Source organism: Actinomadura terrae (assembly GCF_022751215.1).
Taxonomy (GTDB): Bacteria; Actinomycetota; Actinomycetes; order Streptosporangiales; family Streptosporangiaceae; genus Spirillospora; species Spirillospora terrae.
On sequence record NZ_JAICDG010000003.1, the window covers coordinates 939,363 to 965,776 of the forward strand.

29 protein-coding genes are annotated in these 26,414 nt (G+C 71.3%); 13 read left to right on the plus strand and 16 right to left on the minus strand.

Annotated elements, in window-relative coordinates; translation table 11 throughout:
• Positions 1-19: 19 nt before the first annotated feature.
• Positions 20-673 carry a hemerythrin domain-containing protein gene (locus K2F47_RS23995; RefSeq protein ID WP_242907264.1) on the minus strand — a complete coding sequence of 218 codons (654 nt, stop codon included), beginning with the start codon at positions 671-673 and terminating at the stop codon, positions 20-22.
• A gap of 176 nt (positions 674-849) precedes the next feature.
• Here K2F47_RS23995 and K2F47_RS24000 point away from each other — a divergent pair, with 176 nt between their 5' ends.
• The gene (locus tag K2F47_RS24000) at positions 850-1,611 is read left to right on the plus strand and encodes a DUF4261 domain-containing protein (RefSeq protein ID WP_242907266.1); all 762 of its coding nucleotides are present in this window, start codon (positions 850-852) and stop codon (positions 1,609-1,611) included.
• An 8-nt stretch (positions 1,612-1,619) separates the two neighbouring features.
• Here the strand turns inward: K2F47_RS24000 and K2F47_RS24005 are convergent, their stop codons facing one another.
• The 5 genes from K2F47_RS24005 to K2F47_RS24025 form a co-directional block, all read right to left on the minus strand.
• Positions 1,620-2,453, minus strand: coding sequence for an HvfC/BufC N-terminal domain-containing protein (locus K2F47_RS24005; RefSeq protein ID WP_242907267.1), 834 nt, complete (start codon positions 2,451-2,453; stop codon positions 1,620-1,622).
• Positions 2,446-3,378, minus strand: coding sequence for an MNIO family bufferin maturase (gene bufB, locus K2F47_RS24010; RefSeq protein ID WP_242907269.1), 933 nt, complete (start codon positions 3,376-3,378; stop codon positions 2,446-2,448). The genes K2F47_RS24005 and bufB overlap by 8 nt, the downstream gene beginning before the upstream one ends.
• On the minus strand, positions 3,375-3,638 hold the full coding sequence (locus tag K2F47_RS24015) for a hypothetical protein (RefSeq protein WP_242907271.1): 264 nt from the start codon (positions 3,636-3,638) through the stop codon (positions 3,375-3,377). Before K2F47_RS24015 ends, bufB begins: the two co-directional genes overlap by 4 nt.
• Before the next feature lie 195 nt (positions 3,639-3,833).
• Entirely contained in the window at positions 3,834-4,811 is a 978-nt protein-coding gene (gene nrfD / locus K2F47_RS24020; protein WP_242907273.1) for an NrfD/PsrC family molybdoenzyme membrane anchor subunit, read from the minus strand.
• On the minus strand, positions 4,808-5,602 hold the full coding sequence (locus K2F47_RS24025; protein WP_242907550.1) for a 4Fe-4S dicluster domain-containing protein: 795 nt from the start codon (positions 5,600-5,602) through the stop codon (positions 4,808-4,810). Before K2F47_RS24025 ends, nrfD begins: the two co-directional genes overlap by 4 nt.
• 592 nt (positions 5,603-6,194) lie before the next feature.
• On the opposite strand from K2F47_RS24025, the gene K2F47_RS24030 reads away from it, so the two are divergent.
• The 5 genes from K2F47_RS24030 (at position 6,195) to K2F47_RS24050 (ending at position 10,671) form a co-directional block, all read left to right on the plus strand.
• On the plus strand, positions 6,195-6,848 hold the full coding sequence (locus K2F47_RS24030) for a DUF4360 domain-containing protein (protein ID WP_242907275.1): 654 nt from the start codon (positions 6,195-6,197) through the stop codon (positions 6,846-6,848).
• A 102-nt stretch (positions 6,849-6,950) separates the two neighbouring features.
• On the plus strand, positions 6,951-7,607 hold the full coding sequence (locus K2F47_RS24035; RefSeq protein ID WP_242907277.1) for a DUF4360 domain-containing protein: 657 nt from the start codon (positions 6,951-6,953) through the stop codon (positions 7,605-7,607).
• 112 nt (positions 7,608-7,719) lie between these two features.
• The gene (locus K2F47_RS24040; RefSeq protein WP_242907279.1) at positions 7,720-9,513 is read left to right on the plus strand and encodes an amidase; all 1,794 of its coding nucleotides are present in this window, start codon (positions 7,720-7,722) and stop codon (positions 9,511-9,513) included.
• Positions 9,514-9,683: 170 nt separating this feature from the next.
• Positions 9,684-10,286, plus strand: a complete 603-nt coding sequence (locus K2F47_RS24045) for a hypothetical protein (protein ID WP_242907281.1) — start codon at positions 9,684-9,686, stop codon at positions 10,284-10,286.
• A gap of 16 nt (positions 10,287-10,302) precedes the next feature.
• Complete coding sequence (locus K2F47_RS24050; RefSeq protein ID WP_242907283.1) at positions 10,303-10,671, plus strand: hypothetical protein; 369 nt, start codon at positions 10,303-10,305, stop codon at positions 10,669-10,671.
• A 65-nt stretch (positions 10,672-10,736) separates the two neighbouring features.
• On the opposite strand, the gene lepB is transcribed toward K2F47_RS24050, so the two are convergent.
• Entirely contained in the window at positions 10,737-11,711 is a 975-nt protein-coding gene (gene lepB / locus K2F47_RS24055) for a signal peptidase I (protein WP_242907284.1), read from the minus strand.
• A 409-nt stretch (positions 11,712-12,120) separates the two neighbouring features.
• Between lepB and K2F47_RS24060 the strand changes: the two genes are divergently transcribed.
• Positions 12,121-12,585, plus strand: coding sequence for a nuclear transport factor 2 family protein (locus tag K2F47_RS24060; protein WP_242907286.1), 465 nt, complete (start codon positions 12,121-12,123; stop codon positions 12,583-12,585).
• A gap of 109 nt (positions 12,586-12,694) precedes the next feature.
• Here K2F47_RS24060 and K2F47_RS24065 read toward each other — a convergent pair whose 3' ends face one another.
• Positions 12,695-13,255: a hypothetical protein gene (locus K2F47_RS24065; RefSeq protein ID WP_242907287.1), complete on the minus strand. Its 561-nt coding sequence runs from the start codon at positions 13,253-13,255 to the stop codon at positions 12,695-12,697.
• 305 nt (positions 13,256-13,560) lie between these two features.
• On the minus strand, positions 13,561-14,580 hold the full coding sequence (locus tag K2F47_RS24070; protein ID WP_242907288.1) for an aldo/keto reductase: 1,020 nt from the start codon (positions 14,578-14,580) through the stop codon (positions 13,561-13,563).
• A 145-nt stretch (positions 14,581-14,725) separates the two neighbouring features.
• On the opposite strand from K2F47_RS24070, the gene K2F47_RS24075 reads away from it, so the two are divergent.
• Positions 14,726-15,328: a TetR/AcrR family transcriptional regulator gene (locus K2F47_RS24075; RefSeq protein WP_242907290.1), complete on the plus strand. Its 603-nt coding sequence runs from the start codon at positions 14,726-14,728 to the stop codon at positions 15,326-15,328.
• Between the two features lie 507 nt (positions 15,329-15,835).
• Here K2F47_RS24075 and K2F47_RS24080 read toward each other — a convergent pair.
• Together K2F47_RS24080 and K2F47_RS24085 are read right to left on the minus strand one after the other, a co-directional pair.
• Entirely contained in the window at positions 15,836-16,426 is a 591-nt protein-coding gene (locus K2F47_RS24080) for a hypothetical protein (protein WP_242907293.1), read from the minus strand.
• Between the two features lie 81 nt (positions 16,427-16,507).
• On the minus strand, positions 16,508-16,984 hold the full coding sequence (locus K2F47_RS24085; RefSeq protein WP_242907294.1) for a DUF3237 family protein: 477 nt from the start codon (positions 16,982-16,984) through the stop codon (positions 16,508-16,510).
• A 75-nt stretch (positions 16,985-17,059) separates the two neighbouring features.
• Here K2F47_RS24085 and K2F47_RS24090 point away from each other — a divergent pair, with 75 nt between their 5' ends.
• The 3 genes from K2F47_RS24090 (at position 17,060) to K2F47_RS24100 (ending at position 18,844) form a co-directional block, all read left to right on the plus strand.
• Positions 17,060-17,671, plus strand: a complete 612-nt coding sequence (locus K2F47_RS24090; protein WP_242907296.1) for a TetR/AcrR family transcriptional regulator — start codon at positions 17,060-17,062, stop codon at positions 17,669-17,671.
• Positions 17,672-17,801: 130 nt separating this feature from the next.
• Positions 17,802-18,299 carry an SRPBCC family protein gene (locus K2F47_RS24095; protein WP_242907298.1) on the plus strand — a complete coding sequence of 166 codons (498 nt, stop codon included), beginning with the start codon at positions 17,802-17,804 and terminating at the stop codon, positions 18,297-18,299.
• A 131-nt stretch (positions 18,300-18,430) separates the two neighbouring features.
• Entirely contained in the window at positions 18,431-18,844 is a 414-nt protein-coding gene (locus K2F47_RS24100; RefSeq protein WP_242907299.1) for an SgcJ/EcaC family oxidoreductase, read from the plus strand.
• A gap of 35 nt (positions 18,845-18,879) precedes the next feature.
• On the opposite strand, the gene K2F47_RS24105 is transcribed toward K2F47_RS24100, so the two are convergent.
• Positions 18,880-20,022: an acyl-CoA dehydrogenase family protein gene (locus K2F47_RS24105; protein WP_242907301.1), complete on the minus strand. Its 1,143-nt coding sequence runs from the start codon at positions 20,020-20,022 to the stop codon at positions 18,880-18,882.
• A gap of 72 nt (positions 20,023-20,094) precedes the next feature.
• On the opposite strand from K2F47_RS24105, the gene K2F47_RS24110 reads away from it, so the two are divergent.
• Entirely contained in the window at positions 20,095-20,727 is a 633-nt protein-coding gene (locus K2F47_RS24110) for a TetR/AcrR family transcriptional regulator (protein ID WP_242907303.1), read from the plus strand.
• Here the strand turns inward: K2F47_RS24110 and K2F47_RS24115 are convergent.
• The 4 genes from K2F47_RS24115 to K2F47_RS24130 are packed head-to-tail and all read right to left on the minus strand — an operon-like array spanning position 20,684 to position 24,551.
• Positions 20,684-21,292: a GTP-binding protein gene (locus K2F47_RS24115; RefSeq protein ID WP_242907305.1), complete on the minus strand. Its 609-nt coding sequence runs from the start codon at positions 21,290-21,292 to the stop codon at positions 20,684-20,686. The genes K2F47_RS24110 and K2F47_RS24115 overlap by 44 nt on opposite strands.
• Complete coding sequence (locus K2F47_RS24120; RefSeq protein ID WP_242907307.1) at positions 21,273-21,623, minus strand: DUF742 domain-containing protein; 351 nt, start codon at positions 21,621-21,623, stop codon at positions 21,273-21,275. Before K2F47_RS24120 ends, K2F47_RS24115 begins: the two co-directional genes overlap by 20 nt.
• A 31-nt stretch (positions 21,624-21,654) precedes the next feature.
• Positions 21,655-22,083 carry a roadblock/LC7 domain-containing protein gene (locus K2F47_RS24125; RefSeq protein ID WP_242907308.1) on the minus strand — a complete coding sequence of 143 codons (429 nt, stop codon included), beginning with the start codon at positions 22,081-22,083 and terminating at the stop codon, positions 21,655-21,657.
• The gene (locus K2F47_RS24130) at positions 22,080-24,551 is read right to left on the minus strand and encodes a sensor histidine kinase (protein ID WP_242907310.1); all 2,472 of its coding nucleotides are present in this window, start codon (positions 24,549-24,551) and stop codon (positions 22,080-22,082) included. The genes K2F47_RS24125 and K2F47_RS24130 overlap by 4 nt, the downstream gene beginning before the upstream one ends.
• Positions 24,552-24,882: 331 nt before the next feature.
• On the opposite strand from K2F47_RS24130, the gene K2F47_RS24135 reads away from it, so the two are divergent.
• The gene (locus K2F47_RS24135; RefSeq protein ID WP_242907312.1) at positions 24,883-26,406 is read left to right on the plus strand and encodes a M20/M25/M40 family metallo-hydrolase; all 1,524 of its coding nucleotides are present in this window, start codon (positions 24,883-24,885) and stop codon (positions 26,404-26,406) included.
• Positions 26,407-26,414: the final 8 nt, after the last annotated feature.

Genomic DNA, 26,414 nt, shown 5'->3' on the forward strand with positions numbered 1-26,414 from the left:
GACGCGCGTCCGTGTGACGTCAGTGGCGGAGGGAGCGCCGGTAGCGGGGGAGCCAGCGCGTCCGGTAGGCGAGCCTGACCGGCGGCGGCAGCAGCCGCAGCACCGCGGCGCACGTCCGGTCGGACGCGCCGTCCAGCAGCCACGGCAGGAACACCCGCAGCCCCCGCACGCCGATCTCCCGGCGGAACTCCACCTCGTAGGTGCCCCACTCGTACGGGGTGAGGGCCTCGTGGATCAGCGGCAGGACGTGCGCCTCCTTGAAGTCCAGATGCGCGTCCAGCGCCGCCGGAAGCTTCCGCGCCAGCAGGACGAGGACGTCGTCGTCCTCGTGCTCCAGCGCGGCGTCGACCCGGTCCATCAGTGCGACGAGCCGGACGGCCTGCACGTCCATCGCCTCCAGCGCCGCCGACCGGCCGCCGCTGACCCGGCCGCGCAGCACGCTCCACAGCGCGCGCCGCTCCGCCGCCCGCTGCGCGAGCCAGTGGAACCGGAACAGGGTCCAGGCGTTCGCGTCGACCGGGAACGGTCCCGCGTCGGCCATGAACGGCCCGCCGGCCGCCAGCCGTCCCGCGAGCTCCATCACCGTCATGTCGCGCCGGAACGCGCCGTGCACGGCGTGCAGCATCGTCAGATCGAAACGCCGCCGCGCGCTGTCGTCCAACCCCGCACCCATCCCTCGCACCCCGCCCCTCGGCACACCCGGCAACCGACCTCTCCCCAGGAGATGGGCGGGACCTCTCGAATGTGACATGTAAGGGCATCACCAGCGGTGATACGGGTCTCACCGGAACGCTCCGGTTCGGCCGAAATCGCTGCCCGGGGCACGGCCCGTCGCGTAACCTGCGCCGCGTGATCGACGACCAGACCCTGATGAGCTCCCGTCATGTGCTGTGCGTCCTCGGGACCGGGCTCGACCTCGACGCGGTGGAGGCCGTGGCGGCGCGGGAGGGCTTCGAGCTCGACTGGGAGTACTCCGGGCCCGGCGCCGACCCGCGGATGCCGGAGGCGTTCGAGGCGTGCGTGGCGCGGGCGTCCTTCACCCGGGCCGACTGGGACGCCGTCGACGCGCACGACACGGTCGCCTACGTGCTGTCGCCGCCGATCCTGCCGGGCGTCGCGTTCACGGTCGCGCGGCGGACCCTCGTGCTGACCGCCGAGCTGCTGCGCTCCGGCGCGACCGCCGTGAAGAACGAGAGCAGCGGCCTCACCCACGGCCGGGACCGGTGGCTCGACCTCGCCGCGGGCGTCTATGGGGGCGGGCCGGAGGAGTCGGCGCTGCCGCTGTACCGGGCGTGGGTGAAGCGCCCGATCGCCGACGGGTCGCTGCTGCACAGCTGCGGCATGCACCTGCTCGGCGCGCCCGACATCGAGATCGCGCCGCTCGGCGACCCGGCCTTCGCCCCGTCCCCGGAGGAGGTCGCGGCCCTCATCGACGGGCTCGCCATCTACCTGCTCACCGAGCATCGCGCCGAGGAGATCGAGGACGGCGAGGGCTTCCGGCTCGCGCTGGACGCGCCCCGCTGGATCCTGCGGCACCGCCCCTGCGACCGGTACGAGGAAGACGACATCTTCTTCAACCCGCACGGCTACTGGCGCCTCACCACCGAGTAGCCGCAGGGCTACGGCGGCTCCCGCCCGGGCGGCTCCCGCGGCGGCGGCGCCGGGAGCGCCGGGAGCGCGACGATCCAGCGCTGCGCGAGCCAGCGGCGCAGGTGGCGGCGGGCGTCGGCGGGGTCGAGCCCGGCGCGCGCCGACGCCTGTTCCGGCGGCGCGCCGCCCATCAGCGCCTCCAGCAGCACGAACGCGTCCGCCGGCGGGGAGGCGGTGACCACCCGGTAGTTGCGCCGGAACACCACGATCCGGGCCGGGACGAACGCGGGCGGCGCCGGGCGGGCGCCGCGCCGGACGGCCGAGTGGTACGCGTGCACCGGAGCGCACGCCCGCAGCAGCCGCACGCCGGGCGCGCCCCGCACCCGGTCGGGCAGCCCCGTGGGCCAGGGGGCGGGCGGCTCCTCCTCGGTGCCCGGGCCGTCGTACACCTCGGCGAACAGCCGCTCGTAGCGGACGAGGTCGACCATCAGGTCGGCCCACGGCTCCCGCTCCTCGACCGGGAGCCCGCGGTCGGGCCGCTGCTCCTCCAGGTACGCGGCGAACCGGTCGCCGAGCCGGGCCAGTGTGTAGGCGCGCGGCGGGTGCGCGTCGAGGTACCCGGCGGCGAACACGTCGAACAGGTCGGGGCCGAGCAGCTCGCGCAGCGCGGGATGCATGTGCCGCATGGTGTCCAGCAGGCGGCGCCGGTAGCCGAGGCGGTAGATCTCCAGCCGCCGCGCCGCGCCGAGGCGGCCGGTGCCCGCGAGCATGGCCTCGGCCTGCTCCGCCGACGCGCCCGGCACGGTGAGGGCGTGCAGCAGCCACTGCTGCGCCGCGTCCAGCGTCGGGGGCGCGCTACCCATCGCCGGCCCCCGCGTCGCGCAGCCCGGCACCGGGCGTGCCCAGGTGGTCGCGGGCCTTGTGCAGCTCGTCCAGTAACGCGGGGAGGGGCGGGAGGCGGTCGTCCCACTCCAGGAGGGTCGGCACGGGGCCGGCCAGCGACGTGGCCAGCCGGTACAGGTCCCAGACCGGTTCGGAGACCGGGCCGTCATGGGTGTCGATCAGGTGGTCGCCCATGTCGGCGTGCCCGGCCACATGGATCTGGACGACCCGGTCGTGGGGGAGCGCGCGGATGTACTCCTCGGGGTCGAAGCCGTTGTTGAACGCCGAGACGTGGACGTTGTTGACGTCCAGCAGCAGCCCGCACCCCGACTCCTCGCACAGCCGCGCGAGGAACTCCCACTCGGTCATCGTCGAGTGCGCGAACGCGGCGTAGGTGCTCGGGTTCTCCAGCACGAGCGGCCGCTCCAGCACGTCCTGCACGATCTCGACGCGCCGCGCGAGGTGCCGCAGCGACCGCTCGGTGAACGGGACGGGCAGCAGCTCGTGGGTGTTGACGCCCGCGACGCCCGTCCAGCACACGTGGTCGGACACCCACCGCGCGCCGGTGGAGTCGGCCAGCCGGCGCAGCCGGGCGAGGTAGCCGAAGTCGAGCGGGTCGGTGCTGCCGATCGACAGCGACACCCCGTGCATGACGACCGGGTACCGCTCGGCGATGCGGCCGAGCGCGTGCCGCGGGTAGCCGCCCGAGTCCATGAAGTTCTCGGAGATGATCTCGAACCAGCCGACGTCCGGCCACTCGGCGAGGATCTGGCTCAGGTGCGAGGAGCGCAGCCCCAGCCCGAGCCCGGACGCGTCGCCGCCCGGCAGGGCGCACCGCCGGTCGGGCGCGGCGGCACCGGCCGTGGCCTCGGGCACGGGCGCCCGCTCCGCGGATTCCGCCGTCATGACCCGGAGGTCGTCGCGCCGGCGTCGCGCACGTCGCGGCCCGGGGCGGGCCCTCCGGGGAGCCCGGGGCCCGCACCGAGCGGCGCGCCCGCCTCGACCATCCGCTGCTCGAAGACCCTGCGCGCCCGCCGCCACGCGGCGCTGCCGGGGACGGACCACTCGGCCTCAAGCCGCAGGTAGCCGCAGCCGCCCGGCCCCGCACAGGCGTTCCGCGTCATGCACACGTGCAGCTCGCCGCCGCCGTGGATGGCTCCGTTCACGGGGTGTGCCTCCCTCGTCGAGATCATGTCCGGGATGACGTCTCGCAACAGGCTAATCACACTCAGTAGTCAACGGCGCGACAGATTTATGTCACCTGTCCCCGAGCGGAGTGTGCCGCGATGGGGATGGCCTGGTAAAAGACCGGGCCGGTCGGCTTTCTCCGGGCCGAGGGGAGGGGAGATAGAGGTGCGCCGTTATGACACGCTGTCGCCCTCGGCGCGGGCGTTCAGGCGTTCGCGCTGCGGGACCACCGTGTACTTCGGGTCCTCCGCCGAGCGCACGCCCGCGTAGAAGACGCCGAAGCGGGTGCACGCGGACGCGGTGAGCAGCGCCGCCCCGCTGAGGGCGGCCGCCGTCCGGCTCCGTCCGGCGAGCAGCGCGGCCCCGGCGGCGCCCGCGACGGTCAGGATCTCGGCCGCGCGCGTCAGGCCGCCCGCGCGGCCCCCCTCGTACACCTCGGCCACCATGCCGAGCCGCCGCCGCATCAGCCTGGACGCGGCGGTCTCCAGCACCGCGCCGGCGACCGCCGTGCTGCGCGCCGGTCCCGTCTCCGCAGGCGGTGCGGTGAGCAACGCCATCCCGGACGCGGCGGCCGTCGCCGAACCGGCGAACACGAAAGGCAGCTCGCGGTACGCCTCATGCCAGGCGGGAACAGCCGTGTCGGCCGCGAGCACGGCGGTGTAGGACGCGACGGCGGGCCCGAGCACGGCCGCGCCGGCCGTGGCCGCCGCGCCGAGCCGGGGGAACAGGCGCGCCACGTCCAGGACGGCGGCGCCGCCCGCCGCCGGGCCGTAGGCCATCAGCAGCCACGAGCCGAGGCTCATCGGGGACGTCGGCTTGAGGACGCGCAGCATGTGGTGGAACCGGGCGGGCCGTCCGAGGTCGTGGACCAGCGCGGCGGCCGACCCGCTGATCGCCAGCAGCGAGGAGACCTTCAACGCGCGGGCGGTGGCGGGACGCCCGGTGAGCTGCGCGCCCGCCGCGAGCACCGAGCCCGCGCCCGCGAGCCCGCCGAGGAAGAAGTACCCGGCGATGTCCGGCGCCTTCCACCTCGGCGCCTTGAGGACGGGTCTGCCGTAGTAAGAGGTGAACTCCGCGTCGGGCACCATCGCCCGCTCGCCACGCCGCCCCCGGCGTCCGCGGGTGCCCTTCCGTGCCCCGGCCGCGCTCACCGGCGGCCGCCCCGGCGCCCGTGGACGGCGAAGACCGCGGCGGCGCCGCCGAGCAGGGTCAGCGCGGCGGCGCCCGCGTGCCGCCACATCGACGGCAGGTCGCGGGTCGTCACGACGGGGTCGGGGGGCAGCCCGTACACCTCCGGCTCGTCCAGCAGGAGGAAGAACGCGCCGTCGCCGCCGACCCCGTCCGCCGGGTTTTCGCCGTAGAGGCGCGCGTCGTCCACGCCCTGGTCGTGGAGCTGGTCCACGCGCGCGGCGGCCCGCTCCCGAAGCTCCTCCAGCGGGCCGAACTGGATCGACTCGGTGGGGCACGCCTTGGCGCACGCGGGCGTCTGCCCCGCCCCGAGCCGGTCGTAGCACAGCGTGCACTTCCAGACGCGCCCGTCCTCCTTGCGCTGGTCGATGACCCCGTACGGGCACGCGGGCACGCAGTAGCCGCACCCGTTGCAGATGTCCTGCTGGACGACGACCGTGCCGAACTCCGTGCGGAACAGCGACCCGGTGGGGCACACGTCCAGGCAGGCGGCGTGCGTGCAGTGCTTGCAGACGTCGGAGGCCATGAGCCAGCGGAGCCCGCCCTCGGCGGCGCCCGTCTCGGCGTTCCCGACCGGCTTGTCCTGCTCGATGAACGCGACGTGCCGCCAGGTGTCCGAGCCGAGCCCCTGGGTGTTGTCGTAGGACATCCCTGTGAACTCCAACCCGTCCTCGGGGACGGCGTTCCACTCCTTGCAGGCGACCTCGCACGCCTTACACCCGATGCAGACCGAGGTGTCGGTGAAGAAGCCCATGCGCGGGGGCGCGTCGGCGTACCCGGCGTCGGCGGCGACGCCGGGCTCGGCTCCGGCGAGCAGGTTGCGTCCGATCAGGCTGCTCATCCCCACGACCTCCAACGACGCCCAGGCCAAGGCACCCTTCCCCTCGTCGCGCGCCCTACACCTCGGGTCGCCGCGGCCCCGTGCCGCTTTCCAGGCGTTCGACCGGCGGGGGCCCGCGATTTCGGGCCTACGCCCCGCCCGCCTGCATGGGCCGCCGGGCGACCCGGCGGCCGGCCCGCGACCCCGCGTCCCGCGCCAGGCGGGGCCACTCTTCTAGCGACTCTGAACGGTTCCTGAAATTCGATTGACCCTGTTTCTGGAACGGTCCCCCTGCAATGGGGGGTGCCGGTTGAATGTTGGACAGTCCGTTTTCGCAGATTGGACGGGTTTTCGCCCGGTTACGGAATGAGATTACGCGTTGCCGTACCCCGACATTCAAGGGAAGTTAAAAAGAAGACGTTGACCGGCTTGATCGGCGCCGTCTACTCTCTCGGGCAGATCCTGGATCACGTTCCAACTCTTCGGCCGTAGAAACCGCGTCCGCCCCCAGCAAAGAGGAAATCGCATGCGTAAAGGGATCGCAATTTCCGCTGCCGCCCTGGCGATGACCGCCACGGCCGCCGTCGCCGCCCCACCGGCAACGGCATCCGCCGCCTACTTCACCCGCGGCCCGAACGGCGTCACCATCGAACTCGCGACGGTGAACGGCTCGGGTTGCCCGCTCGGAACCGCGGCCGTGGCCGTGTCCGAGGACAAGGAGGCGTTCACCGTCACCTACAGCAACTACATGGTGCAGGTGGGCGGCAACTCCAACTCGACCGACTTCCGCAAGAACTGCCAGCTCAACATGAAGGTGCACGTCCCGCAGGGCTTCACCTACGCGATCCTGTCGGCCGACTACCGCGGCTTCGCCTCGCTCGAGCCCGGCGCCACCGGACTGGAGAAGGCCAGCTACTACTTCCAGGGCATGCCCCAGACCGGTCGTGCGGAGCACGGCCTGAAGGGCGAGTACGCCGACAACTGGGCGTTCACCGATGTGAACGAAGTCGCGCAGCTGGTGTACAAGCCGTGTGGCGAGGAGCGCAACTTCAACATCAACACCGAGCTGCGCGTCAACAAGGGAACCTCGGACCCGGCCAAGGTCAGCATGATGGCCATGGACTCGACCGACACCAGCATCAAGACGACCTACCACTTCGCCTGGAAGCGCTGCCCCTAGTCCAGCGCTCCTTTCACATCGCGACTGCCGGGAATTGCGTCTAGAACGGCAGCAGCGTGTCCCCGAGAAACACTCTCCACCCGAGTTAGGAGAAGAGCACCCATGCGCAAGGCAATGACCGCTTCGGCGGCGTGCGCCGCCGCACTGGCCCTGGCCGGCGGTTTGGCTCCGTCCGCGTCCGCCACCACGGACGACCCGCCCCCGTCGGACCGGATCGTCATCGATGTCCTTACCGTGAACGGCTCCGGCTGCCCCGCGGGCACCACCGCCGTCGCCACGGCGAGCGACAACACCGCGTTCACCGTCACCTACAGCAACTACCTCGCCCAGGCGGGCGGGGACTCGAGGGCGACGGACTTCAGGAAGAACTGCCAGATCAACCTGCGGGTGCACGTGCCGCAGGGCTTCACCTACGCGATCGCCGGTGCCGACTACCGCGGCTTCGCACACCTGGAGGACGGCGCGTCCGGGCTGGAGCGCGCGAACTACTACCACCAGGGCATGCAGCAGTCGACCCCGGTCAGCCACACGATCAAGGGTTCGTTCTCGGACGACTGGCAGTTCTCCGACCGCACGCCGGTCACCGAACTGGTCTTCAAGCCCTGCGGTGAGGACCGCAACTTCAATGTCAACACCGAACTGCGCGTGAACAAGGGCAGCTCGGACGCGTCCAAGACGAGCTTCATGGCCTTCGACTCCACCGACGGCAGCGTCAAGACGACGTACCACTTCGCCTGGAAGCGCTGCCCCGGCGCCTAGCTGACACGAGCCGGCCCCCGCTCACGGCCATAGAGGATCAGGGCCGCGTCCTTACTCGGGGAAGGGCGCGGCCCTACTCATGCCCGCACGCGGCCTGTCGAGGTGGCGACAGATGGCCAGCCGCTGGATCCGGTTCGTACCCCAAGCCATAATCAAGGCGGCCCGTCAGCGGCCGGTCACGATCGGCAGGGCCGAACGCACGTCCTTCCTGCTGTGCGTCGAGGCGCCGATCGGTGCCGAGGAGGCCGATGTGGCAAGGCGAAGGCGGAACCTGCGCGTCCCGGCGGCGGCCCTGGCCGCCGGCATCCTCGTCCTGACGCCGCCCGTGGTCACGGTCGGCGCGGCGACAGGCAACGGCGCCGCGCTCGGTGACACGGCCGACCGGGCGACACCGTCCGACGTCGCCCGATGGGTGGTGACCATGGACGCCACCGGATTACGCGGACTGCTGGCGCGCGGCCGGGTCACGTCGGTGGCCCTCGTCAGGGCCTACCAGGCGCGCATCGACGCCTATGAGGAGGCGTACGCCGACCAGCCCGGCGTCAACGCGGTCATCCGCCGGGACCCCACGGCGATCGCCGACGCCGCCCGGCTCGACGCCGAACGCCGGCGGGGGCACGTCCGCGGCCCGCTGCACGGCATCCCGATCCTGATCAAGGACAACTACGACACCGGTGACCTGCCCACCACCAGCGGCTCGCTGGCGCTGCGGCACGGGCGTCCCGCCGACGACGCCGAGCAGGTCGCACGGCTGCGGGCGGCCGGCGCGATCATCGTCGCCAAGACCAACCTGCACGAGTTCGCCTCCGGCATCGAGACGATCAGCTCCCTCGGCGGGCAGACCCGCAACCCCTACGACCAGACCCGCAACCCGGGCGGCTCCAGCGGCGGCACGGGCGCCGGTGTCGCGGCGGGCTTCGGCGCGGCCGGTCTGGGCTCGGACACCTGCGGTTCCGTCCGCAGCCCGGCGGCGCACAACAGCCTGGTCGGCCTGCGGCCGAGCCGGGGCCTGTCCAGCCGCGACGGCATCGCGCCCCTGTCCGACACCCAGGACGTCGGCGGCCCCATCGCCAAGTCGGTCGGCGACATCGCCCTGCTCCTGGACGCGACCGCCGGATACGACCCGGACGACCCGTCCACCAGGGCGTCCATCGGACGGATTCCCCGCACCTACACCACCGCCCTGGACGGCACCGCCCTGGCCCGCGCCCGCATCGGCGTGTTCACCGACTACCTCGGCACCACGCCGCCCGAGCGGGCGACGACGGCGCTGGTCCGGGCGGCCACCGCGGACATGGCGGCGCGCGGCGCGACCGTCGTCGACGTGCCGGCCCAGCCCGAGCTGACGTCGGCGGTGGACGGCTCCAGCGTGTTCGCCGACGAGACGGAACGCGACCTCAACCGCTACCTCGCGGCGCCGGGCTCGCGGTTCCCGCGCCGGCTGGCCCGGCTGGAGCCACCGGCCGACGTCGTCACGCTGGCCGACATCGTCGCCTCCGGGCAGGTCACGCCCACCGTCCTGAAGCGGCTCAGGGAACGGCTGGGCACCTCGACCGGCCCGCAGGACGCCTACCGCCAACGGCTGGCGCGGCGCGCGCAGGCGCAACGGCTGCTGCACGGGCTGCTGAAGCGATACCGCCTGGACGCGCTGGTCTACCCGGCGGTCTCCCAACCGGCCGCGCCGGTCGGGCAGCCCCAGCAGGGCATCAGGATCTGCGGCCTCGCCGCCAACACCGGGTTCCCCGCCCTGACCGTTCCCGCCGGGTTCACGCCCGAGGGCATGCCGGTGGGAGTCGAGCTGCTGGGACGGCCGTTCAGCGAACCGAAGCTGCTCGGCCTGGGGTTCGCCTACGAGCAGGCGACACATCACCGCCGACCACCGGCGAGCACCCCGCCCCTGAACTGATCCCCGGTCGCGGTCGAACCGAGCCCCACGGGAGTCACCGACCCCGCGCGGTATCCACCCCGACATCTTGATCGCTACTTGCGGCCATCATGCCCTCACCGTGGACCTTCCTTACTCAGTGCACTTATATGTTTACTCTTCGTGCAGTCGAGGTGAGCTCGGAGGTCATCATGGACACGACCGCAAGAGTGCTGGTCATCGCCGCCGCCGGTCTGCTGACCACGGGGGCCGGTGTCGCCGCCCACGCCAGTGGCGGCTCCGAGACCCGGGCCGGCGCGCAGAACACCGCCGCTGCGGGTTCGGCGGCTACCAGCACGGGCGCCTCGCCCTACGTGCAGGCATCGTCCCCCGCTCAGGCCGTGCGGGTCCTCGACGCGTTGCGGTCCCTCGAGAGGGCGAGCGCCTCCGCCCGGGCGGCCGCCGCGGGTGTCGTCTACGGCCCCTGCGAGCTCTTTCCCACCCCCATCTACATGCGCACCTCGGGTGGTCTGGGCACGAAGCCGTACACCGACTGCAAGGGTGTGGCGGTTTCGTCCATCCGCCACCAGACCGATCTGCGCTACCAGTGGGGAGCCTGGTGGCACCTTGCCGCCAGTTACACCGGTGGCAACAACGGCGTGGCGCGCTACCAGCAACGAAACGTCCAGTGGATCTGTAAGGGCAGAGGCTCCACCACATGGGCCGGAACCACGCTCGGCACGCTCGTCTACCTCGGCAAGACCTATTACGCGCGTGTCTACAATTCTCCCACAACCCACCCTTGCGGTGCCTGAGCCCATCGTGCGACTGGTGTACGAGCGCACCAGCCCGCCCGGTGAAGACTCCGGCGCCGAACCTTTGATCGCGGTGTGCGCGACCGCGCGAGAAGCGGATCAGGTCAAGGAGGCGAGTTCCGTTCGCAGCCGCTACGCGTCCTGGGAAGAGTTTCGGCTTCAGGGCGCCGCTGACCGGACCGGTCCACTGGCCGACGGCGAGACCGTTCACATCGTCCTACTCGGCGGTGGCGAACCCGATCCCGAGCGCGACCCGATCGGTGTCGCCGTCTTCACCGACCGGGACGCAGCCGACCGGTGCGCGCTGGACGAGCGTCGTCGAAGCGGCGACCCCGGCTATCACGCGATCTCCCTCCCCATCGGATGGCGAGCCGCCGACCACTGACCAACTCCCTGGTCGCGCCGGGGCTCCGGAGCGACGCCCGCACATCGACGCGCTGTTCGGAGCGGTCACCGACGTTGAGGCCGGTTGCGCTCTCGACGTCGCAGCCGCCAGAGGGCCGGTTGCGTGACCAGCAGTGCGACTGCCGATGGTGCCGCAGGTACGAGATCGTCCATCGCGGCCTGAAGGGCGTGCTGCCGGAAGGTGTGCGGGACGGGCAGCGTGTCCATGCGGTTGAGGGGCCACACCACGACGAAGGCGCGGCCGATGACGCGATCCTTCGGTATCGCGCCGCCGCCGGGGTCGCCGAGATGCGCACGCGAGTCGGAGGAGAAGGCCCGGTGGTCTCCCATGACCCAGAGGGTGCCCGGCTGGACGGTCACGTCGAAGGCCTGGTCGGAGGGCCTGTTCTGCTCGTGCGTGGCGGGGTTGGTGTAGAGGTATTGCCGCTCGTCCAGGGGGACGCCGTTGACCGAGACGCGCCCTTGCGCGTCGCAGCACTTGACCCTGTCGCCCGGGATGCCGACGACCCGTTTGATGTAGTCCTTCTCACCCGGGGAGACGCCGAAGGCTCCACCGACCCACCGGAAGAACCTCCCGACCGGGTTCGTCGGCTTCGAGTAGGCGACTTCGGGATCCCAGGAATCCATCCCGTCGAACACGACGATGTCACCGCGCTCGACATCGCGCGTATGGTAGACGATCTTGTTGACGAGGACCCGATCCCCGATTTGCAGCGTGTTCTCCATGGAGCCCGAGGGGATGTAGAAGGCCTGGACCGCGAAGGCCTTGATCAGCAGGGCGAGGACCACGGCCACCAGGACGAGTACGGGCAGCTCCTTCCAAAAGGAGCCCTTCTTCTTTCTCTTTTTCGATTCTTTTGAATCGTCGGTGCCGGGCGAAGCATCTTCGGAATCTTCGATATCCGATGTCAAACTCGCCGCTCCCTGCGATGAAGTCGTCGGCGAGGTGTCATCGTGCTCCTGCGAGGACCGATCGGAGTGCTCCTCGTGGGGCGCCGCGCCGTCAGAGCTGGCCTGCATATCTCTCCGATCCCCGAGCCTGCCGTCCAGACGCAATCTTACACAAAAACCTTGACTCGCCGCGGTGGCCGACGATAAAGGGCCGACGATCAGCTACGACGGCGGCCGAGGTTGTGGACGCACATATTCAGGGCGCGGTTTGGGCGAGATGGTCGCGGATGTCGGCGTAACGGAACTGGTAGAAAATCCATCAGGTCGCGGGACAGTCCGCGCCGGATCGCCAGCGACGACGTCGCACATCAGGCGTCCCGGCCCACAGCCCGCTCAACGCTCCGCCACTGAACTTCTCCCGCCCCCTGTATGCTCCGGACATGTCGCTGGATCTTGGGTGTTCCACCTCGCGTTACGGCGGGGTTCCTTGGTCGCCGGAGAGGGTCGCCGCGATCGGCGCCGAACGCCCGGGGCTCTCATGAGGGTGCTCGATCCGCGCGACCGGATCGCGCTCGCCGACCTCGTCGCCAGGTACGCGCTCTACGCCGACCAGCTCAGGTACACGAGTCTCGTGGGGCTGTTCGCCGACGACGCGGTGCTCGTACTGCCGGACCCTCCGGAGCAGCTCGAACCCGTCCGTTCCTTCAAGGGACGGGACGAGATCGGCAAGGCGCTCCGATCCCTGGAGCGGTTCCCGCGCACGTCGCACGAGATCGTGGGCCAGGTGTTCGATCCGGGACGCGAGAACGCGACGGCGACCGGGCACGTCGCCTGCGTCGCGCACCATCTCAGCGAGGAGGAGTCGGGAAAGCCCACCGACTTCGCGTGGCATTTCCGCTACAGCGACGCCTACCGGCGGGAGGGCGGCTTCTGGCATATTGAGCGCCGGACGGTCCAGATCGACTTCATCGAGAAGAAATCGGTCTGGTGCTGGAGAGAATGAGCACCGGGGGAGCGGTCTAGCGGCCGTTCGCGTGCGGAGCCGACTGCCGCTTGGAGGGTGAAACAGCCGGTGATTTCTGCTGGGAAATGGCCATCAGGCTAGACGCCCGTCACCATCGCTCCTTGAACGTGGAGAACAGCATCCAACCGGCGATTCCGCTGAAGAGGAGGGTGACCCCGGCCAGGACGGCGAGCTCGCTCCCGGAGTCCAGGCCGAAGGCCGAGATACCCGCGCCGAATGCTATGGGGAGGATGCCCATGAACATCCAGCAGAAAGCGCGGAAGGCGAGCATGAAGAATCCGTCCCACCAGCCGAACAGCAGCCCCCACAGCAGGACGCCGAGGCCGAAGAGGGCCAGGAACATCCAGGCGGCGAGCGTTCTCCCCGACCCGGGCAGGAACCACGCCTCCCTGCCCATCATCTCCACCCCGACGACCTCGTCGCGCCAGAGCCGCAGCCGGGCCGGGTCCCCCTCGCGGGCCTTGTCATAGAAGGACCACGACACATCGTGGGCCTGCCGCGAACCGTTGGCGCGCCGCCAGGTGAGCTCATAGTGGGTGGTCTGGGTCGTGTTGCCGTCGGCGTCGGTGCTCGATGTCGTGTAGGTGCGGCGGTCGACGATCGTCGTCGCCTCTTCGTCGAAGCAGTCGGCGCGCTGATCGCAGTTCACAGCCGTTCGGAATTCCCGGGTGTGCCGGTAAGGACCGGCGGCGGCGGCGAGTGCCGTCACAAGGACACCGAGCCCCAATGCGATCGTGATCCACCGTCCGAGGGAACGGGGTGGTGATACACGGTTCGACGGCCCCCGATACCGACCAAGCCCCATGCCCGTCCTCACCATGGATCGTCTGTGGAGGGAGTTCGAACGCCCGCGGTCCATGATGCGCGGAACAGTTCGGAAAGCGTAGACCGTATCTCATGTGGTGAGGTGGACAGGTTCGCGTTCGTAGCGGATTCGCGGTCGCCCGGAGTAGGTCAGCGGCGGCGCAGGGACGGGTCGAGCAGCGAGGGCGGGGTGTCGTGCTTCTCGTCCGGGGCGAGGTCGACGCCGGGCGGGACGATCGCGTCGATCGCGTCCAGGACGTCGCCGGGCAGCACCGTGTCGGCGGCGGCGAACTGCGAGCGCAGGTGCTCCGGTGTCCGGGGGCCGATGAGCGCGCCGGTCACGGCGGGATGCGCGGTCACGAACCCGAGCGCGAGCTGGATCATCGTCAGGCCCGCCTGGTCGGCGACCTCGGCGAGCCGTTCGACCGCCTCCAGCTTGGCCCGGTTGGACGGGATCGAGGTGTCGAAGCGCCGCGGCATGAACGTCGACCGGTTGGTGGTGACCTCCCGGCCCTCGCGGACCGCGCCCGACAGCCATCCCGAGGCCAGCGGGCTCCACGCCAGCACCCCGAGCCCGTACTCCCGCGCCACGGGCAGGACGTGCGCCTCGATCCCGCGTTGCAGGATCGAGTAGCCCGGCTGCTCCGTCGCGTACCGGCCCAGGTGGTTCTCGCGCGCCGCCCACTGCGCTTGGACGATGCGGTACGCCGGGAACGTCGAGGAGCCGAAGTAGCGGATCTTTCCCGCGCGCCGCAGGTCGGTGAGCGCCGACAGCGTCTCCTCGTCGCCGGTCGCCGGATCCCACCGGTGGATCTGGTAGAGGTCGACGTGGTCGACGCCCAGTCGGCGCAGGCTGCCCTCCAGCGCGGCGACCAGCCAGCGGCGCGAGCCGCCCCGGTGGTTGCGCTCCTCGCCCATCGGGAGGCCCGCCTTGGTCGCCAACACGATGTCGTCGCGCCGTCCGGCGATGGCCTTGCCGACCATCGTCTCCGACTCGCCGCCGCCGTAGTGGTCGGCGGTGTCGATGAGGTTGACGCCGCCCTCCAGGGCGGCGTCGACGATCGCGGTGGCCTCCTCCTGGGTGGTGCGGCCGATCGCGCCGAAGTTCATCGCGCCGAGCGCGAGGGCGCTGACCTGCACACCGGTGCGGCCCAAGGTGCGGTACTGCATGCTCGTGCTCCTCCATGGATGCGGGGGACGGGTTGGTCGCCGTCCCGTCGCTCTGGCATGATGAGCACAACCGGAACAGCGTCCCGTTTCGGACGATACGGAACGCTGTCCCGTTTAGCAACCCCGGCACCGGAGGAGCGGCGCGGTGAACAAGGACGGCCAGGACGGCGGACCCGTACGAGGCGTGGGCGCGCGGCCCAAGCGGGCCGACGCCCGGCGCAACGCGCAGACCCTGCTCGACGCGGCCGCCGCGGTGTTCGTCAGGGCAGGGGTCGAGGCGCCGGTGCGCGACATCGCGGCCGAGGCCGGTGTCGGCACGGCCACGATCTACCGCCACTTCCCGACCCGGTCCGACCTGATCATCGCCGTCTACCGGCACCAGGTCGACGCCTGCGCCGAGGCGGGCCCCGTCCTGCTGGCGGAGGACGCCTCTCCCTACTCCGCGCTGCGGCGCTGGATCGACCGGTTCGTCGACTTCCTGGTCACCAAGCACGGCCTCGCCGCCGTCCTGCAACCCGACAACAGCGGCTTCGACACCCTGCACGCCTACTTCCTCGACCGCCTCGTGCCCGTGTGCGCCGACCTACTCTCCGCCGCGTCCGCGTCCGGCGAGATCCGCTCCGACGTGGGCGCCTACGAACTGATGCGCGCCGTGGGGAACCTGTGCGTCGGCGCGGGCAGCGACCCCCGCTATGACGCGCGCCGGCTCGTCGCCCTCCTGGTCGACGGCCTGCGCCGACCCCGATAAGGCGAGGGGAGCCGACCGTGGACGAGGGCACAGGGCGTGCGTGGCGCCCCCGACAACGGCGAACAGGTCCTCGGAGCGAGCAGACCTACCGCGACGCCTTCATCAAGGGGCTGAGGGACCTCGCCGACTGGCTAGAGGACAACCCCGCCGCACCCCTCGCCCGTTTCGACCTGGCCCACGCGCACCACACGGCGAAAGCGGAGCCGGACCGCGAGACCCCCATGCGCGAACTGGACCGCGCCGCGTCCCTGCCGGGACTTGGAGGCCGGAGCGCTCTACGGCTGCGAGGACCTCAGCCACTACGGCTTCATAGTCGCTACACCGCGTCCTTGGTCGAGGACGAGGACGGAAAGCACTTCCTGCTGCGCCCTGCGGACCGGATGGGACGACCCCGTGCCCACGACGATGTGGCGATCAGGCAGCGGTGCTGTTCAGGGCAGTATCATTTCAGCTTGGCGGATACCTGCGCCGCCACAGAGACCGCGTGCGCTCGCAACTCGTCGTCCGTCAACGCCCTCCTGAGTCGTACGACTTCGCGAGGCCGGCGATCGCCGCCGTGATCGCCGTCAGAATGCAGGAGATGATCACCATCCCCATGGCGATGCCGTTGCTCTTCTGGAAGCCGAAGACCCATTTGAACTGAGCGCCGAAGGTCGTGCTCCCCGCCAGCGGCTGCACCACCAGGATCGCCAGTACGTAGAACATGCAAAGCGCGTACAGTGCCCACACGCCGAACATCGTCCGGGCGAACGTGAACACCGCTGCGAGCAACAGCAACCCGGCGGCGATGACGCCGCCGACCACGTTCTCCCACACCGGTCCGGACGAAGGACCGACCGCCCCGCCGGAGTAGACGACGTTGTAGGTCGCGAACCAGACGAGCAGGCCGGCGGTGAGCAGCGACAGATAGCCGGCGACCAATGTCGCCGCGGCATTCGGCCTCGCGAACGGCCTCGGCCCGCCACCCCACGGCGCGGGTCCGCCCGGCATCGGCGGCTGGCCATTCTGGGGAAACCCGGGCTGCGGTGGATCCGGCTGCACGCGCACTCCTCGCTTTTCGGCGACACGAACCTGCCGCCCATCACGGTCCGTGGTCATCGCGGCGAAAGGTCGTAGATGAACATGCTCAAAGGGAGGCTGCGCAGTTCCGAGCCCCACGCGGGGGAGCGTGCGGCGTCTTCATCTCAGCTCGAAGTATTCGTCGTGGTACAGGGCGTCGGCGGTGCCCTGGCCGGTCATGCCCGCCCGGTAGACCGCCTGCAACCTGTTGAGCCACCGGTAGCGTTCGGCTCCGGTCTCGAACAGGCACGCACCCACGATCTTGCCGCCGGAGCCCGGCGAGGTGTCCATCCGTCCGGTCCCGTACATGTAGATGAGCGCGTCGTCATCGGTGACGACCCGGCCGCGCCAATCCAGTGTCCCGGTGCCGTCGGGGCCGATGACGAACCAGTCGGCGGCTGCCCCCTGGAGGCGGGCGGTGAGGCCTCGGCCTTCGATGATCCCGTCCGTCAGGTCGATGATGACCCGGGTGCCCGCCGGCGTTCCGTCGAGGGTCGCGTAGGGAGCCGGTCGCCACACGCCCCGGAACAAGGGCGTGAGCGACGCCGGTGTGGAAGTCCCCGGCAGGTCGTGGACGATCTGCTCGAGCGTCAGCACGGGTCACCCCTCCCTGAGTTACTTTGGCCTGCCAAGGTACACGATAACCTTGGAACGTCAAAGTAGGATCGGTGGATGCAGCGACGGGTGCGACGTGATCCCGATGAGGCCAAGCGGCTCATCCTCCAGGCGGCCGAGCAACTGCTCGCCGACGGCGGGCTCGCGGCCGTGCAGGTACGGGCTGTGGCCGCCAAGGTCGGCGTCACCGACGCCGCGGTGAACCACCATTTCGGCGGCCGCGATCAGCTCCTGGCCGCGCTGCTCAAACACGGCGGTGGACGTGTGCGGAAACGCATCGGTGAGGTGGTGCGGGGCTGGGTCAGCGCCGACGCCGACATCGGCGAACTCGTCCAGGCGCTCGCGGAGGTGTACGCCGACGGCTATGCCGAACTGGCCCTGGCCCTGCACCAGTCGGGATGGCGCGACCAGGGCAGCGGAATGCTCGACGAGGTCGTCGACGCACTCCACGAACGCATCACCGCCCGAGCGCGGCAGCGGCACCGTCCCGCGCCCGACCGCCGCCACACCCAGCTCACCGTCGCCGCCCTTCATCAGGCGCTCGCGATGGAACCGATCGTCGGCCGGCAGTTCCGCCGCAGCGCGGGCCTGACCGGACCTCCCAAGCAGGACGCGGCAGACGCCCTCACCTGGTGGCGGGACCTGGTGACGCAAATGCTCGACCCGTGAAGCGGCGGCCCCGATCGGCGCCTTACCTTGACGGGTCAAGGTCAGCTCGCCTAGCTTGCATTGGCAGCTCAAGGTAGAGGGGGCGCGGACATGCCGACGCTGCCGCACACGACGAGCAGGGGAGCATGACATGGCCGACACGCCGACTTTCGTGTACGTCACCTTCATCCAGGCCACGCCGGAGCAGGTCTGGCACGCGCTGACCGACGCCGACGCGACCGCCGAATACTGGGCGGAGCACAGCAATGTCTCCGACTGGCAGGTCGGCTCGGCCTGGGAGCACCCGCGCACCGATGGTTCCGGGATCGTCGACCTCGTCGGCACGGTCCTGGCGGCCGCGCCGCCCAAGCGGCTCGTGTACACCCGGACGGGTCCGAACGAGGAGCGGCCCGACGGTCCCGGCCAGGTCACGCTCGACATCGAGCCGCATGGCGACATCGTCCGGCTCACCGTCACTCACGAGAACCTGGCCGACCACGACGAGTACGTCTCGGTCTCCGCCGGGTGGCCGTGCGTGCTGGCCAACCTCAAGAGCCTCCTGGAGACCGGGCACGTCCTCCCGCAAGGGCCTTGGGAGATGTACGCGGAGATGCGCGCCGCCCGAATGGCGCTCAACGACCCTCGGTAGACCACCCAGGTCGAACCGACCGCCTCGACGAAGTTCCCGGCGGACGTGCGATGAGTTCGGACCTCCCCGCTGGTAGGTACTGGCGAGCTCACCGGAGTACCCCGGATGAGCCGATCACAAGGGAGCATCCGATGCCGAACAGTCGTGTGGAAGACGAGGCCGCGATCCAGGCCGTGCTGGCCGACTCCTACAAGGCGTGGGCCGCCGGCGACGCCGACGGCATGGTCGCCGACTACACCGCGGACGCGACCGCCATCATGCCCGGTTCACTCCGCGACGGCCGTGAGGCGATCCGCCGGAGCATGGCCCTGGGCTTCGAGGGGCCGCTGAAGGGCAGCTCGACCTACAACAAGCAGCTCGGCATCCGCTTCGTCGGGACGGACGGCGCGATCGTCATCAGCGAGTCCGCCATCCGGTTCCCCGGCGACCCCGAGGTTCCGGAGGACGCGCGCAAGGTGAACGCGACCTGGGTCTTCGAGAAGCGGGACGGCCGGTGGCTGATCGCCGCCTACCACAACAGCCCGCTTCTGGTGCCTGCGCAATGATTGCAGGGCCAAGAGATCCCGGGTGGACGGGGTGATCAGCGGGCCAGGTGGCGGGAGATGACCAGGCGCTGGATCTGGTTCGTGCCCTCGAAGATCTGCATGACCTTGGCCTCGCGCATGAAGCGCTCGACCGGGAAGTCGCGGGTGTAGCCGGCGCCGCCGAGGACCTGGACGGCGTCGGTCGTCACCCGCATCGCGTTGTCGGTCGCGACCAGCTTGGCGATCGACGCCTCCCGGCCGTAGGGGCGGCCGGCGTCCTTGAGGCGCGCCGCCGACAGGTACAGGGCGCGCGCGGTCTCCACGGCGGCGTCCATGTCGGCGAGGACGAACGCGAGCCCCTGGTGGTCGATGATCGCCTTGCCGAACGCCTCGCGCTCCTTGGCGTAGCCGACGGCGGTGTCGAGCGCGCCCTGGGAGAGGCCGGTGGCGACCGCGGCGATGCCGAGGCGGCCCGCGTCCAGGCCGGCGAGCGCGATGGCGAGGCCCTGGCCCTCGGCGCCGATGAGGTTGCCCGCCGGGACGCGCGCGTGCACCAGCCGGACCGTCGCGGTCGTCGAGCCCATCAGGCCCATCTTGTCCTCGGGCGCGTCGAACTCCAGGCCGGGGGTGCCCGCCGGGACGTGGAAGCAGGAGATGCCGCGCGAGCCCTCCTCGGACGTGCGGGCCATGACCGTGTAGAAGTCGGCCTCGCCGCCGTGGGTCGTCCACGCCTTGGCGCCGTTCAGGACGTAGGAGTCGCCGTCGCGGACGGCCTTCGTGCGCATCGCGGCCGGGTCGGAGCCCGCGTGCGCCTCCGACAGGCAGTACGCGCCGAGCCGCTCGCCCGACAGCAGGTCGGGCAGCCACCGCTGACGCTGCTCCTCGGTGCCGTAGGCGAACAGCGGGAAGCACGACAGCGCGTGGACGCTCACGCCGACGCCGACGCTCGCCCACACCGCGCCGATCTCCTCAAGCGCCTGGAGGTAGATCTCGTACGGCTGGCCGCCGCCGCCGTACTCCTCCGGGTAGGGCAGCGTGAGCAGGCCCGCCCTGCCCAGCGTGGCGAACGCCTCGCGGGGGAACGCGCCGGCGCGCTCGGCGTCGGCCGCGCGGGGCGCGAGCTCCTTGGCCGCGATCTCGCGGGCGAGTGCGATGAGGTCGGCGGACTCGGGGGTCGGCAGGTACCGGCTGGCGGGCATGCGCAACTCCTTTCGGCACCTCGCACAGTACCAGAACGAGTACCACGGAACCGATTTTGGTACTGTCGTCGGATGAACGGGACGGCCACTTCTGGAGGGACGGCCTCGCGGATCGGCGCACCACGGGCGGAGCGGCGGCGCGAGGAGCTTCTCGACCGCCTCATCGAGTTGTTCCTGGACCGCGGCTTCGCCGGGCTGAGCGTCGCGGAGCTGGCGGCCGCGCTGCGCTGCTCCAAGAGCACGCTCTACACCGTCGCCGCCAGCCGCGAGCAGATCATCGTCACCGTCGTCCGCGCGTTCTTCCGCCGCGCGACCGAGGAGGTCGAGGCCGCGGTCGACGCGAGCGCCGACCCGCGCGAACGCGTCGGCGCGTACCTGCACGCCATCTCGACCGCGCTCGCCCCGGCCTCGCCCGCGTTCTTCGCCGATCTGGACGCGTTCGCCCCCGCCCGCGAGATCTACCAGCGCAACACCGGATATGCCGTCCGGCGCGTGCAGGCCCTCGTTGACGAGGCCGCATCCGAGCCCCCGTCCGACGCCGCGTCCGACGCGGCGTTCGTCGGTGCCGTCGCGGGCCAGGTGATGGAGTCGATCCACCGGGGCGAGATCAAGGCGCGGACGGGCCTGGACGACTCGGCCGCCTACGCCGCGCTCGCGTCCCTCATCGTGGCCCGGATGACCGCAGGGCGTGCTCGACCAGCGTGACCAGCACGCCCCGCGCGACGTCCGGGCGGCGCACGTCGCACAGCAGGACGGGCACCTCGGGGTCGACGTCCAGCGCGGAGCGGATCTCCTCGGCGGTGTAGCGGCGCGCGCCGTCGAAGACGTTCGCGGCGACCACGAACGGGATCTCGCGCTGCTCGAAGAAGTCGATGGAGGCGAAGCTCGTCGACAGCCGCCGCGTGTCGACCAGGACGATCGCCCCCACCGCGCCGTAGGCGATCTGGTCCCACATGAACCAGAACCGCTCCTGGCCGGGCGTCCCGAACAGGTACAGGCGGACGCCGCCGGAGAACGTCAGCCGCCCGAAGTCCATGGCGACGGTCGTGGTGACCTTGCCCTCGACCCCGTCGAGGTCGTCGACGCCGGTGGAGGCGTCGGTCAGCGTCTCCTCGGTGCGCAGCGGGCGCACCTCGCTGACCACGCCGACGAACGTCGTCTTCCCCACGCCGAAGCCGCCGGCCACGAGGATCTTGAGGGTGTGCTGGGGGATGTCGTCGGCGTCGCCGTAGGAGGCGCGGCCGAAGGTGTCAGAGGCGGCGGAGTTCATCGAGCACTCTCATCAGTATGCGGGGGTCGGGACGGTCGGGCTCCTCGGACTGCCGCATCTCCTCGATGAGGCCGTACTGGTGGAGGTCGGCCAGGAGGATCTGCACCACCTGGAACGGAAGGTCGGTCTCGGAGGCGAGGTCGGCGGGGGTGGAGGGCCGCGCGCACAGCTCCAGCAGCCGCCGCTGCTCGCGCGAGAGCCACACCCGCTCGCCCGGCTGCTGCCCGGTGGCGACCAGGATCGTGACGAGGTCGATGGCCGGGCCGCGGGGCCGGGTGCGGCCGCGGGTCATCGCGTACGGCCGCACGACCGGCCCTGCGTCGCGGCCCACCCAGCGCTCCTTCGGCGCGTCCACCGCCGGCTCAGGCCCTCGCCGCCGGGTCCGCCGGGTCGCCGGAGCGCGGCGCGGTGCCGAGCTGCCGCCGCACCCGCTTGATGAGCATCGTCGTCTCGTAGGCGACGAGCCCCGCGTTGCCGCCCGCGTCGCTCAGCACCGCGAGGCAGCTCCCCTCGCCGGCGGGCATGACGAAGAACAGCATGCCGTCCAGCTCGACGACGGTCTGCCGCACCTGCTTGGCCTGGAAGTGCTCGCGCGCGCCGTTGGCCAGGCTGTGGAAGCCCGACGACAGCGCCGCGAGGAACTCGGCGTCCTTGCGGGTGACACCGCCCGAGGCGCCCATGACCAGGCCGTCGCGGGACAGCAGGACCGCCTGGCGGACCTCGCCGACCCGCTCCACCAGATCGTCGAGCAGCCAGTCGAGCTCGCCGGTGGCGTGGGTCTGCTGCTTCATGATTCCCCCCATTCGTCGCGTGCGCCGGGATCGCGGATGTCGTCATCGGTGTCCCGTCCGCGCAGCCATCCCGACTGTAGCGAGGCCATCAGGTCGCGGCTGAGCTCAGGGCTGGGCTCCTCGAACTCCTCCGCCTGCTCCGCGGCGCGCCCCGGCGCGGGGCGCTTGCGGAGCTGCGGAGCGAGATTGCGTTGCCGCACCCGGCGGGGGAGGCGGCCGGTGACCTCGCTCGACTCCGTGCCGGGCTCGGTGCCGAACGGCTCGGACGGCTCGGACGGTTCGGCGTCCGCGCCGTTCGGCCGGGTCCGGCCGTTGGACGGAGCGGGCGCGTCGAAGGCCGCCCCGGTGCCCGCCGGCTCGGCGGGACGGGGCACGCCGGACGGCGGTTCGCCGGGTGCGGGTTCGGCGGGGGGCTCAGCCGGAGGCTCGGCCTGCGGCGTGTAGGACGGCGGGGTGTAGGAGGCCGGGGTGTAGGCGGCGGGGGCGGTCAGGGCCGGAAGGGCGGGTTCGGCCACCCTCGCCTCGGCGGAGCCGCGGGTGAGCTGCAACTCCTCGTCCAGGACGACCAGCGAGTGCGGGACGAGGACGATCGCGGTCGTCCCGCCGTAGGGCGAGGGCTGGAGCGCGACCTTGACGCCGTGCCGGGCGGCGAGCCGCGCGACGACGAACAGCCCGAGCCGCTCGGTGTCGACCAGGTCGAACTCCAGGTCGGTGGACAGCCGCCGGTTCAGCTCGTCCATCTCCTCGGGGTGCAGCCCGACGCCCCGGTCGACGATCTCGACCGCGAGCCCGTTGGCGACGGTCTCGACCTTCACGGTGACCTCGGTGGCGGGCGGCGAGAACGACGCGGCGTTCTCGATCAGCTCGGCGAGCAGGTGGATGATGTCGGCGACGACGGCGCCGGTCACCGCCGCCGTGGACGCGCCGGTCACCTCGACCCGCCGGTAGTCCTCGACCTCGGCGATCGCCGCGCGGATCACGTCCTCGGCGGCGACCGGGTGGTCCCAGGCGCGGATGGTCGGCGACCCGGACAGGATGACCAGGCCCTCCGCGTGCCGCCGCATGCGGGTGGTGAGGTGGTCGAGCCGGAACAGGTCGTCGAGCTCCTCGGGGCTGCGGGCGCGGCGCTCCATCGCGTCCAGCAGGCGGAGCTGGCGGTGCAGCAGCGACTGGCTGCGCCACGACAGGTTGATGAAGACGCGGTTGATGTTGGCGCGCAGCTCGGCCTCGCCGACCGCCGTGGCCACCGCCGTCCGCTGGACGGCGTGGAAGGCCTCGCTGACCGCCGCGACCTCCCGCGTCCGCCCGGTCTCCGGTGGCGGCGCCTCGGCCTCGGCGTCCACGGTCTCGCCGCGCCGCAGCCGCGCGACGACCCGGGGCAGCCGCTCGTGCGCGAGGACCTGCGCCGTCCGTTGCAGGGCCCGCAGCTCCTCGGTGAGGCGCCGCGCGAACAGGATCGACAGCACGACCGAGGCGATGAAGCCGAGCAGGCCGAGCCCGCCGACCGTGTAGAAGCCGACGAGGATGCGGTCGCCGGCGGGCTCCACGTCCTTGCGGTTCACGACGTCGCCCGCGCGGGTGGCGGCGCGCAGCCACACCGACGACACCGACGCGACGACGCCGCGCCAGCGCCGCGGGTCGGGCGCGTACCCGGTGCGCACGACGGTACGTTCCAGGTCGGCGTAGGCCGTGAACGCGGACGTCTCGGTGAGGTCGGTCATGATCTTGCCGATCTCGCCGCCCGCGCCCGCGCGGCCGAGGTCGGCGTACTGCGCGCGGCTGCCCGCCCAGGACGCGAACGCGGCGCGGTCCGCGGCGTTCATCCGGCCCGCGCGCATCCCCGTGAGCAGCGCGTTCTCCCGCAGCATGAACTCGCGCGCCCAGTAGTCGTACACGATCGCGTTGCTGTGCTGGTAGACGGTGACGTCGTCGACGCTCACCAGCGTGCTCATCACGCGGATCGTGGTGTCGGTGATCGCGCTGTACCCGTTGATGGCGTCGAGCCGGGAGATGACCGCGCCGCGCACCTGCGTGCGCACGCCCTCCAGGCCGTCGAAGGCCTCGCTGAGCTGCCGCACGCGCTGCTTGGCGGCGTCGTCCATCGCGTCCTTGGTGTCGGACGAGAGGGCCTTCTTGCGGAACGCCGCGACCGCCGCGTCGGTGCGCGCCGCGAGCGACTGGTAGTACCGGTCGTTCTCGGCGGTGCCGGTCGCGAGCACGCCGACCGCCGCGCCGCGCTCCTCCTGGATCGCCTCGGTGACGGCCCGCGCGGGCTGGGCGACGTTGTCGTACACCGTCGAGTACTGGAACCGCTGGAGCGCCTGGGACAGCGTGACGACGGTCGGGACGCCCCACTGGATCATGAGCGAGACGAGCGGGATCGCCAGCAGCAGCCAGATCCGGCGTGTGATCGATCGGGTACGCGGGCGTGACGGCGGTGGGGCGGGGACCTGTTCGGGTCGCGTCACTGATTTACTCCCTGCTCATCCGAAACCGCCATCAAGCGGTGTGTGAGCATACTTAGTTTGATTTGGCGAATACCAGCGTTCTCCCGTTACTCGGCCGCGCGTCGCCTGGTGGTCCCTTGATCATGCTGCCTGGTGGGACGTTCCAGAGGGCCTGGCGCGGCGCGGCCGCGGACGCGGCGGTGGACGCGGCAGGTGCCCTCCCGGTGTGCGTCCCGGGCGTGCGGGGGCGGCCGGTACCGGCCGACCGGAAGCGGATGCGACGCCTTGTAGCGATAAATCGTGCATGCCAGGCTTCGCATGCTTTGTCCCCCTCACCTTCGGAGACCGAGTCATGCGCAATGCCGCGCTAGCGTCGCTCCTCGGCCTGTCGCTCGTCGCCACCACCCTGACGGCGGCCGGGGCCCAGGCGGCACCGGCCCCATCGGGCACGGCCGCGTCCAGACTCCCGGGGCTGGTCACGCTCAAGGACGTCCGGCACCACCAGCTCAACCTACAGAAGATCGCGGACGCGAACGGCGGGAACCGGGCCGCCGGGCTCGCCGGCAACAAGATCACCGTGAAGTACATCGCGGACCAGCTGAAACGGGCCGGGTACACCCCGCAGGTCCAGGACTTCACCTTCGACTTCTGGCAGGAGAAGACGCCGGCGACGTTCGCCGAGACCGCGCCGGCGCCGAAGACGTTCACGCCCGGGACCGACTTCGGGACGTTGCAGTACTCCGGCAGCGGCGACGTCACGGCCGCCGCGACCCCCGTCGACCCGGGCGCGACCGGCGCGGGCAGCGGATGCGAGGCCACCGACTTCGCGGGCTTCCCGAAGGGCCATGTCGCGCTGATCCAGCGCGGCGGCTGCTTCTTCTCGGTGAAGGCCGACAACGCCATCGCCGCCGGGGCCACCGCCGTGGTCATCTACCAGCTCCCCGGCACGCCGGGCCCGGTCGCGGGCACGCTGACCAAGCCCTACGCGATCCCGGTCGTCGGCCCGACCAACGCGGTCGGCACCGACCTGGTCAAGCAGGCGCAGGCCGGCCCGCTGACGCTGCACGTCAAGACCGACACGGTCAACGAGAAGCGGCAGACCTCCAACGTCGTCGCGAACACCAAGCGGGGGCGCGCGGACAACGTCGTCGTCATCGGCGCGCACAACGACAGCGTCGTCGCCGGGCCCGGCATCAACGACGACGGCTCGGGCACCGCGACGCTGCTGGCGATGGCGCAGCAGATCGGCAAGCTCGGCGCGAAGGTCCGCAACCAGGTGCGCTTCGCGTTCTGGGGCGCCGAGGAGGAGGGCCTGCTCGGCTCGCAGCACTACGTCGACAGCCTGCCGAAGGCCGAGCTGGACAAGATCGCCCTGAACCTCAACTTCGACATGCTCGCCTCGCCGAACTTCGTGCGGTTCGTCTACGACGGCGACAACAGCAGCGGGCAGAACAACGTCGAGGCGCCCGCCGGGTCCGGGGCGATCGAGAAGGCGTTCACCGACCACTTCGCCTCGCGCAAGCTCGCGACCGACCCGGCGCCCTTCAACGGACGCTCGGACTACAACGCCTTCATCGTCGCGGGCATCCCGGCCGGCGGCATCGACGCCGGGGCCGAGGGCATCAAGACGCCCGCGCAGGCCGCGACGTACGGCGGCAAGGCGGGCCAGCCCTACGACCCGTGCTACCACCTGGCGTGCGACCGCTACGACAACGTGAACCTCAAGGGCTACGACCAGTTCATCGACGCCGCCGCGGCGGTCACGGAGCTGTTCGCCAACAGCACCCTCACGGTGAACGGCAACGAGCTCGCCAAGCGGCGCGCTCCGGCGCGCGGCACCGCCCCGCGCCGGGCCGGACAGTACGCGGCCGAGTAAGCGAAAAT

Coding starts and splice junctions, on each gene's coding strand:
- K2F47_RS23995 (WP_242907264.1), bottom strand. CDS start 673: ATGGGTGCGGGGTTGGACGACAGCGCGCGGCGGCGTTTCGATCTGACG.
- K2F47_RS24005 (WP_242907267.1), bottom strand. CDS start 2,453: ATGGGTAGCGCGCCCCCGACGCTGGACGCGGCGCAGCAGTGGCTGCTG.
- bufB (WP_242907269.1), bottom strand. CDS start 3,378: ATGACGGCGGAATCCGCGGAGCGGGCGCCCGTGCCCGAGGCCACGGCC.
- K2F47_RS24025 (WP_242907550.1), bottom strand. CDS start 5,602: ATGGGCTTCTTCACCGACACCTCGGTCTGCATCGGGTGTAAGGCGTGC.
- K2F47_RS24030 (WP_242907275.1), top strand. CDS start 6,195: ATGCGTAAAGGGATCGCAATTTCCGCTGCCGCCCTGGCGATGACCGCC.
- K2F47_RS24035 (WP_242907277.1), top strand. CDS start 6,951: ATGCGCAAGGCAATGACCGCTTCGGCGGCGTGCGCCGCCGCACTGGCC.
- K2F47_RS24040 (WP_242907279.1), top strand. CDS start 7,720: ATGGCCAGCCGCTGGATCCGGTTCGTACCCCAAGCCATAATCAAGGCG.
- K2F47_RS24045 (WP_242907281.1), top strand. CDS start 9,684: ATGGACACGACCGCAAGAGTGCTGGTCATCGCCGCCGCCGGTCTGCTG.
- lepB (WP_242907284.1), bottom strand. CDS start 11,711: ATGCAGGCCAGCTCTGACGGCGCGGCGCCCCACGAGGAGCACTCCGAT.
- K2F47_RS24060 (WP_242907286.1), top strand. CDS start 12,121: ATGAGGGTGCTCGATCCGCGCGACCGGATCGCGCTCGCCGACCTCGTC.
- K2F47_RS24070 (WP_242907288.1), bottom strand. CDS start 14,580: ATGCAGTACCGCACCTTGGGCCGCACCGGTGTGCAGGTCAGCGCCCTC.
- K2F47_RS24080 (WP_242907293.1), bottom strand. CDS start 16,426: ATGACCACGGACCGTGATGGGCGGCAGGTTCGTGTCGCCGAAAAGCGA.
- K2F47_RS24090 (WP_242907296.1), top strand. CDS start 17,060: ATGCAGCGACGGGTGCGACGTGATCCCGATGAGGCCAAGCGGCTCATC.
- K2F47_RS24095 (WP_242907298.1), top strand. CDS start 17,802: ATGGCCGACACGCCGACTTTCGTGTACGTCACCTTCATCCAGGCCACG.
- K2F47_RS24100 (WP_242907299.1), top strand. CDS start 18,431: ATGCCGAACAGTCGTGTGGAAGACGAGGCCGCGATCCAGGCCGTGCTG.
- K2F47_RS24105 (WP_242907301.1), bottom strand. CDS start 20,022: ATGCCCGCCAGCCGGTACCTGCCGACCCCCGAGTCCGCCGACCTCATC.
- K2F47_RS24110 (WP_242907303.1), top strand. CDS start 20,095: ATGAACGGGACGGCCACTTCTGGAGGGACGGCCTCGCGGATCGGCGCA.
- K2F47_RS24115 (WP_242907305.1), bottom strand. CDS start 21,292: ATGAACTCCGCCGCCTCTGACACCTTCGGCCGCGCCTCCTACGGCGAC.
- K2F47_RS24125 (WP_242907308.1), bottom strand. CDS start 22,083: ATGAAGCAGCAGACCCACGCCACCGGCGAGCTCGACTGGCTGCTCGAC.
- K2F47_RS24135 (WP_242907312.1), top strand. CDS start 24,883: ATGCGCAATGCCGCGCTAGCGTCGCTCCTCGGCCTGTCGCTCGTCGCC.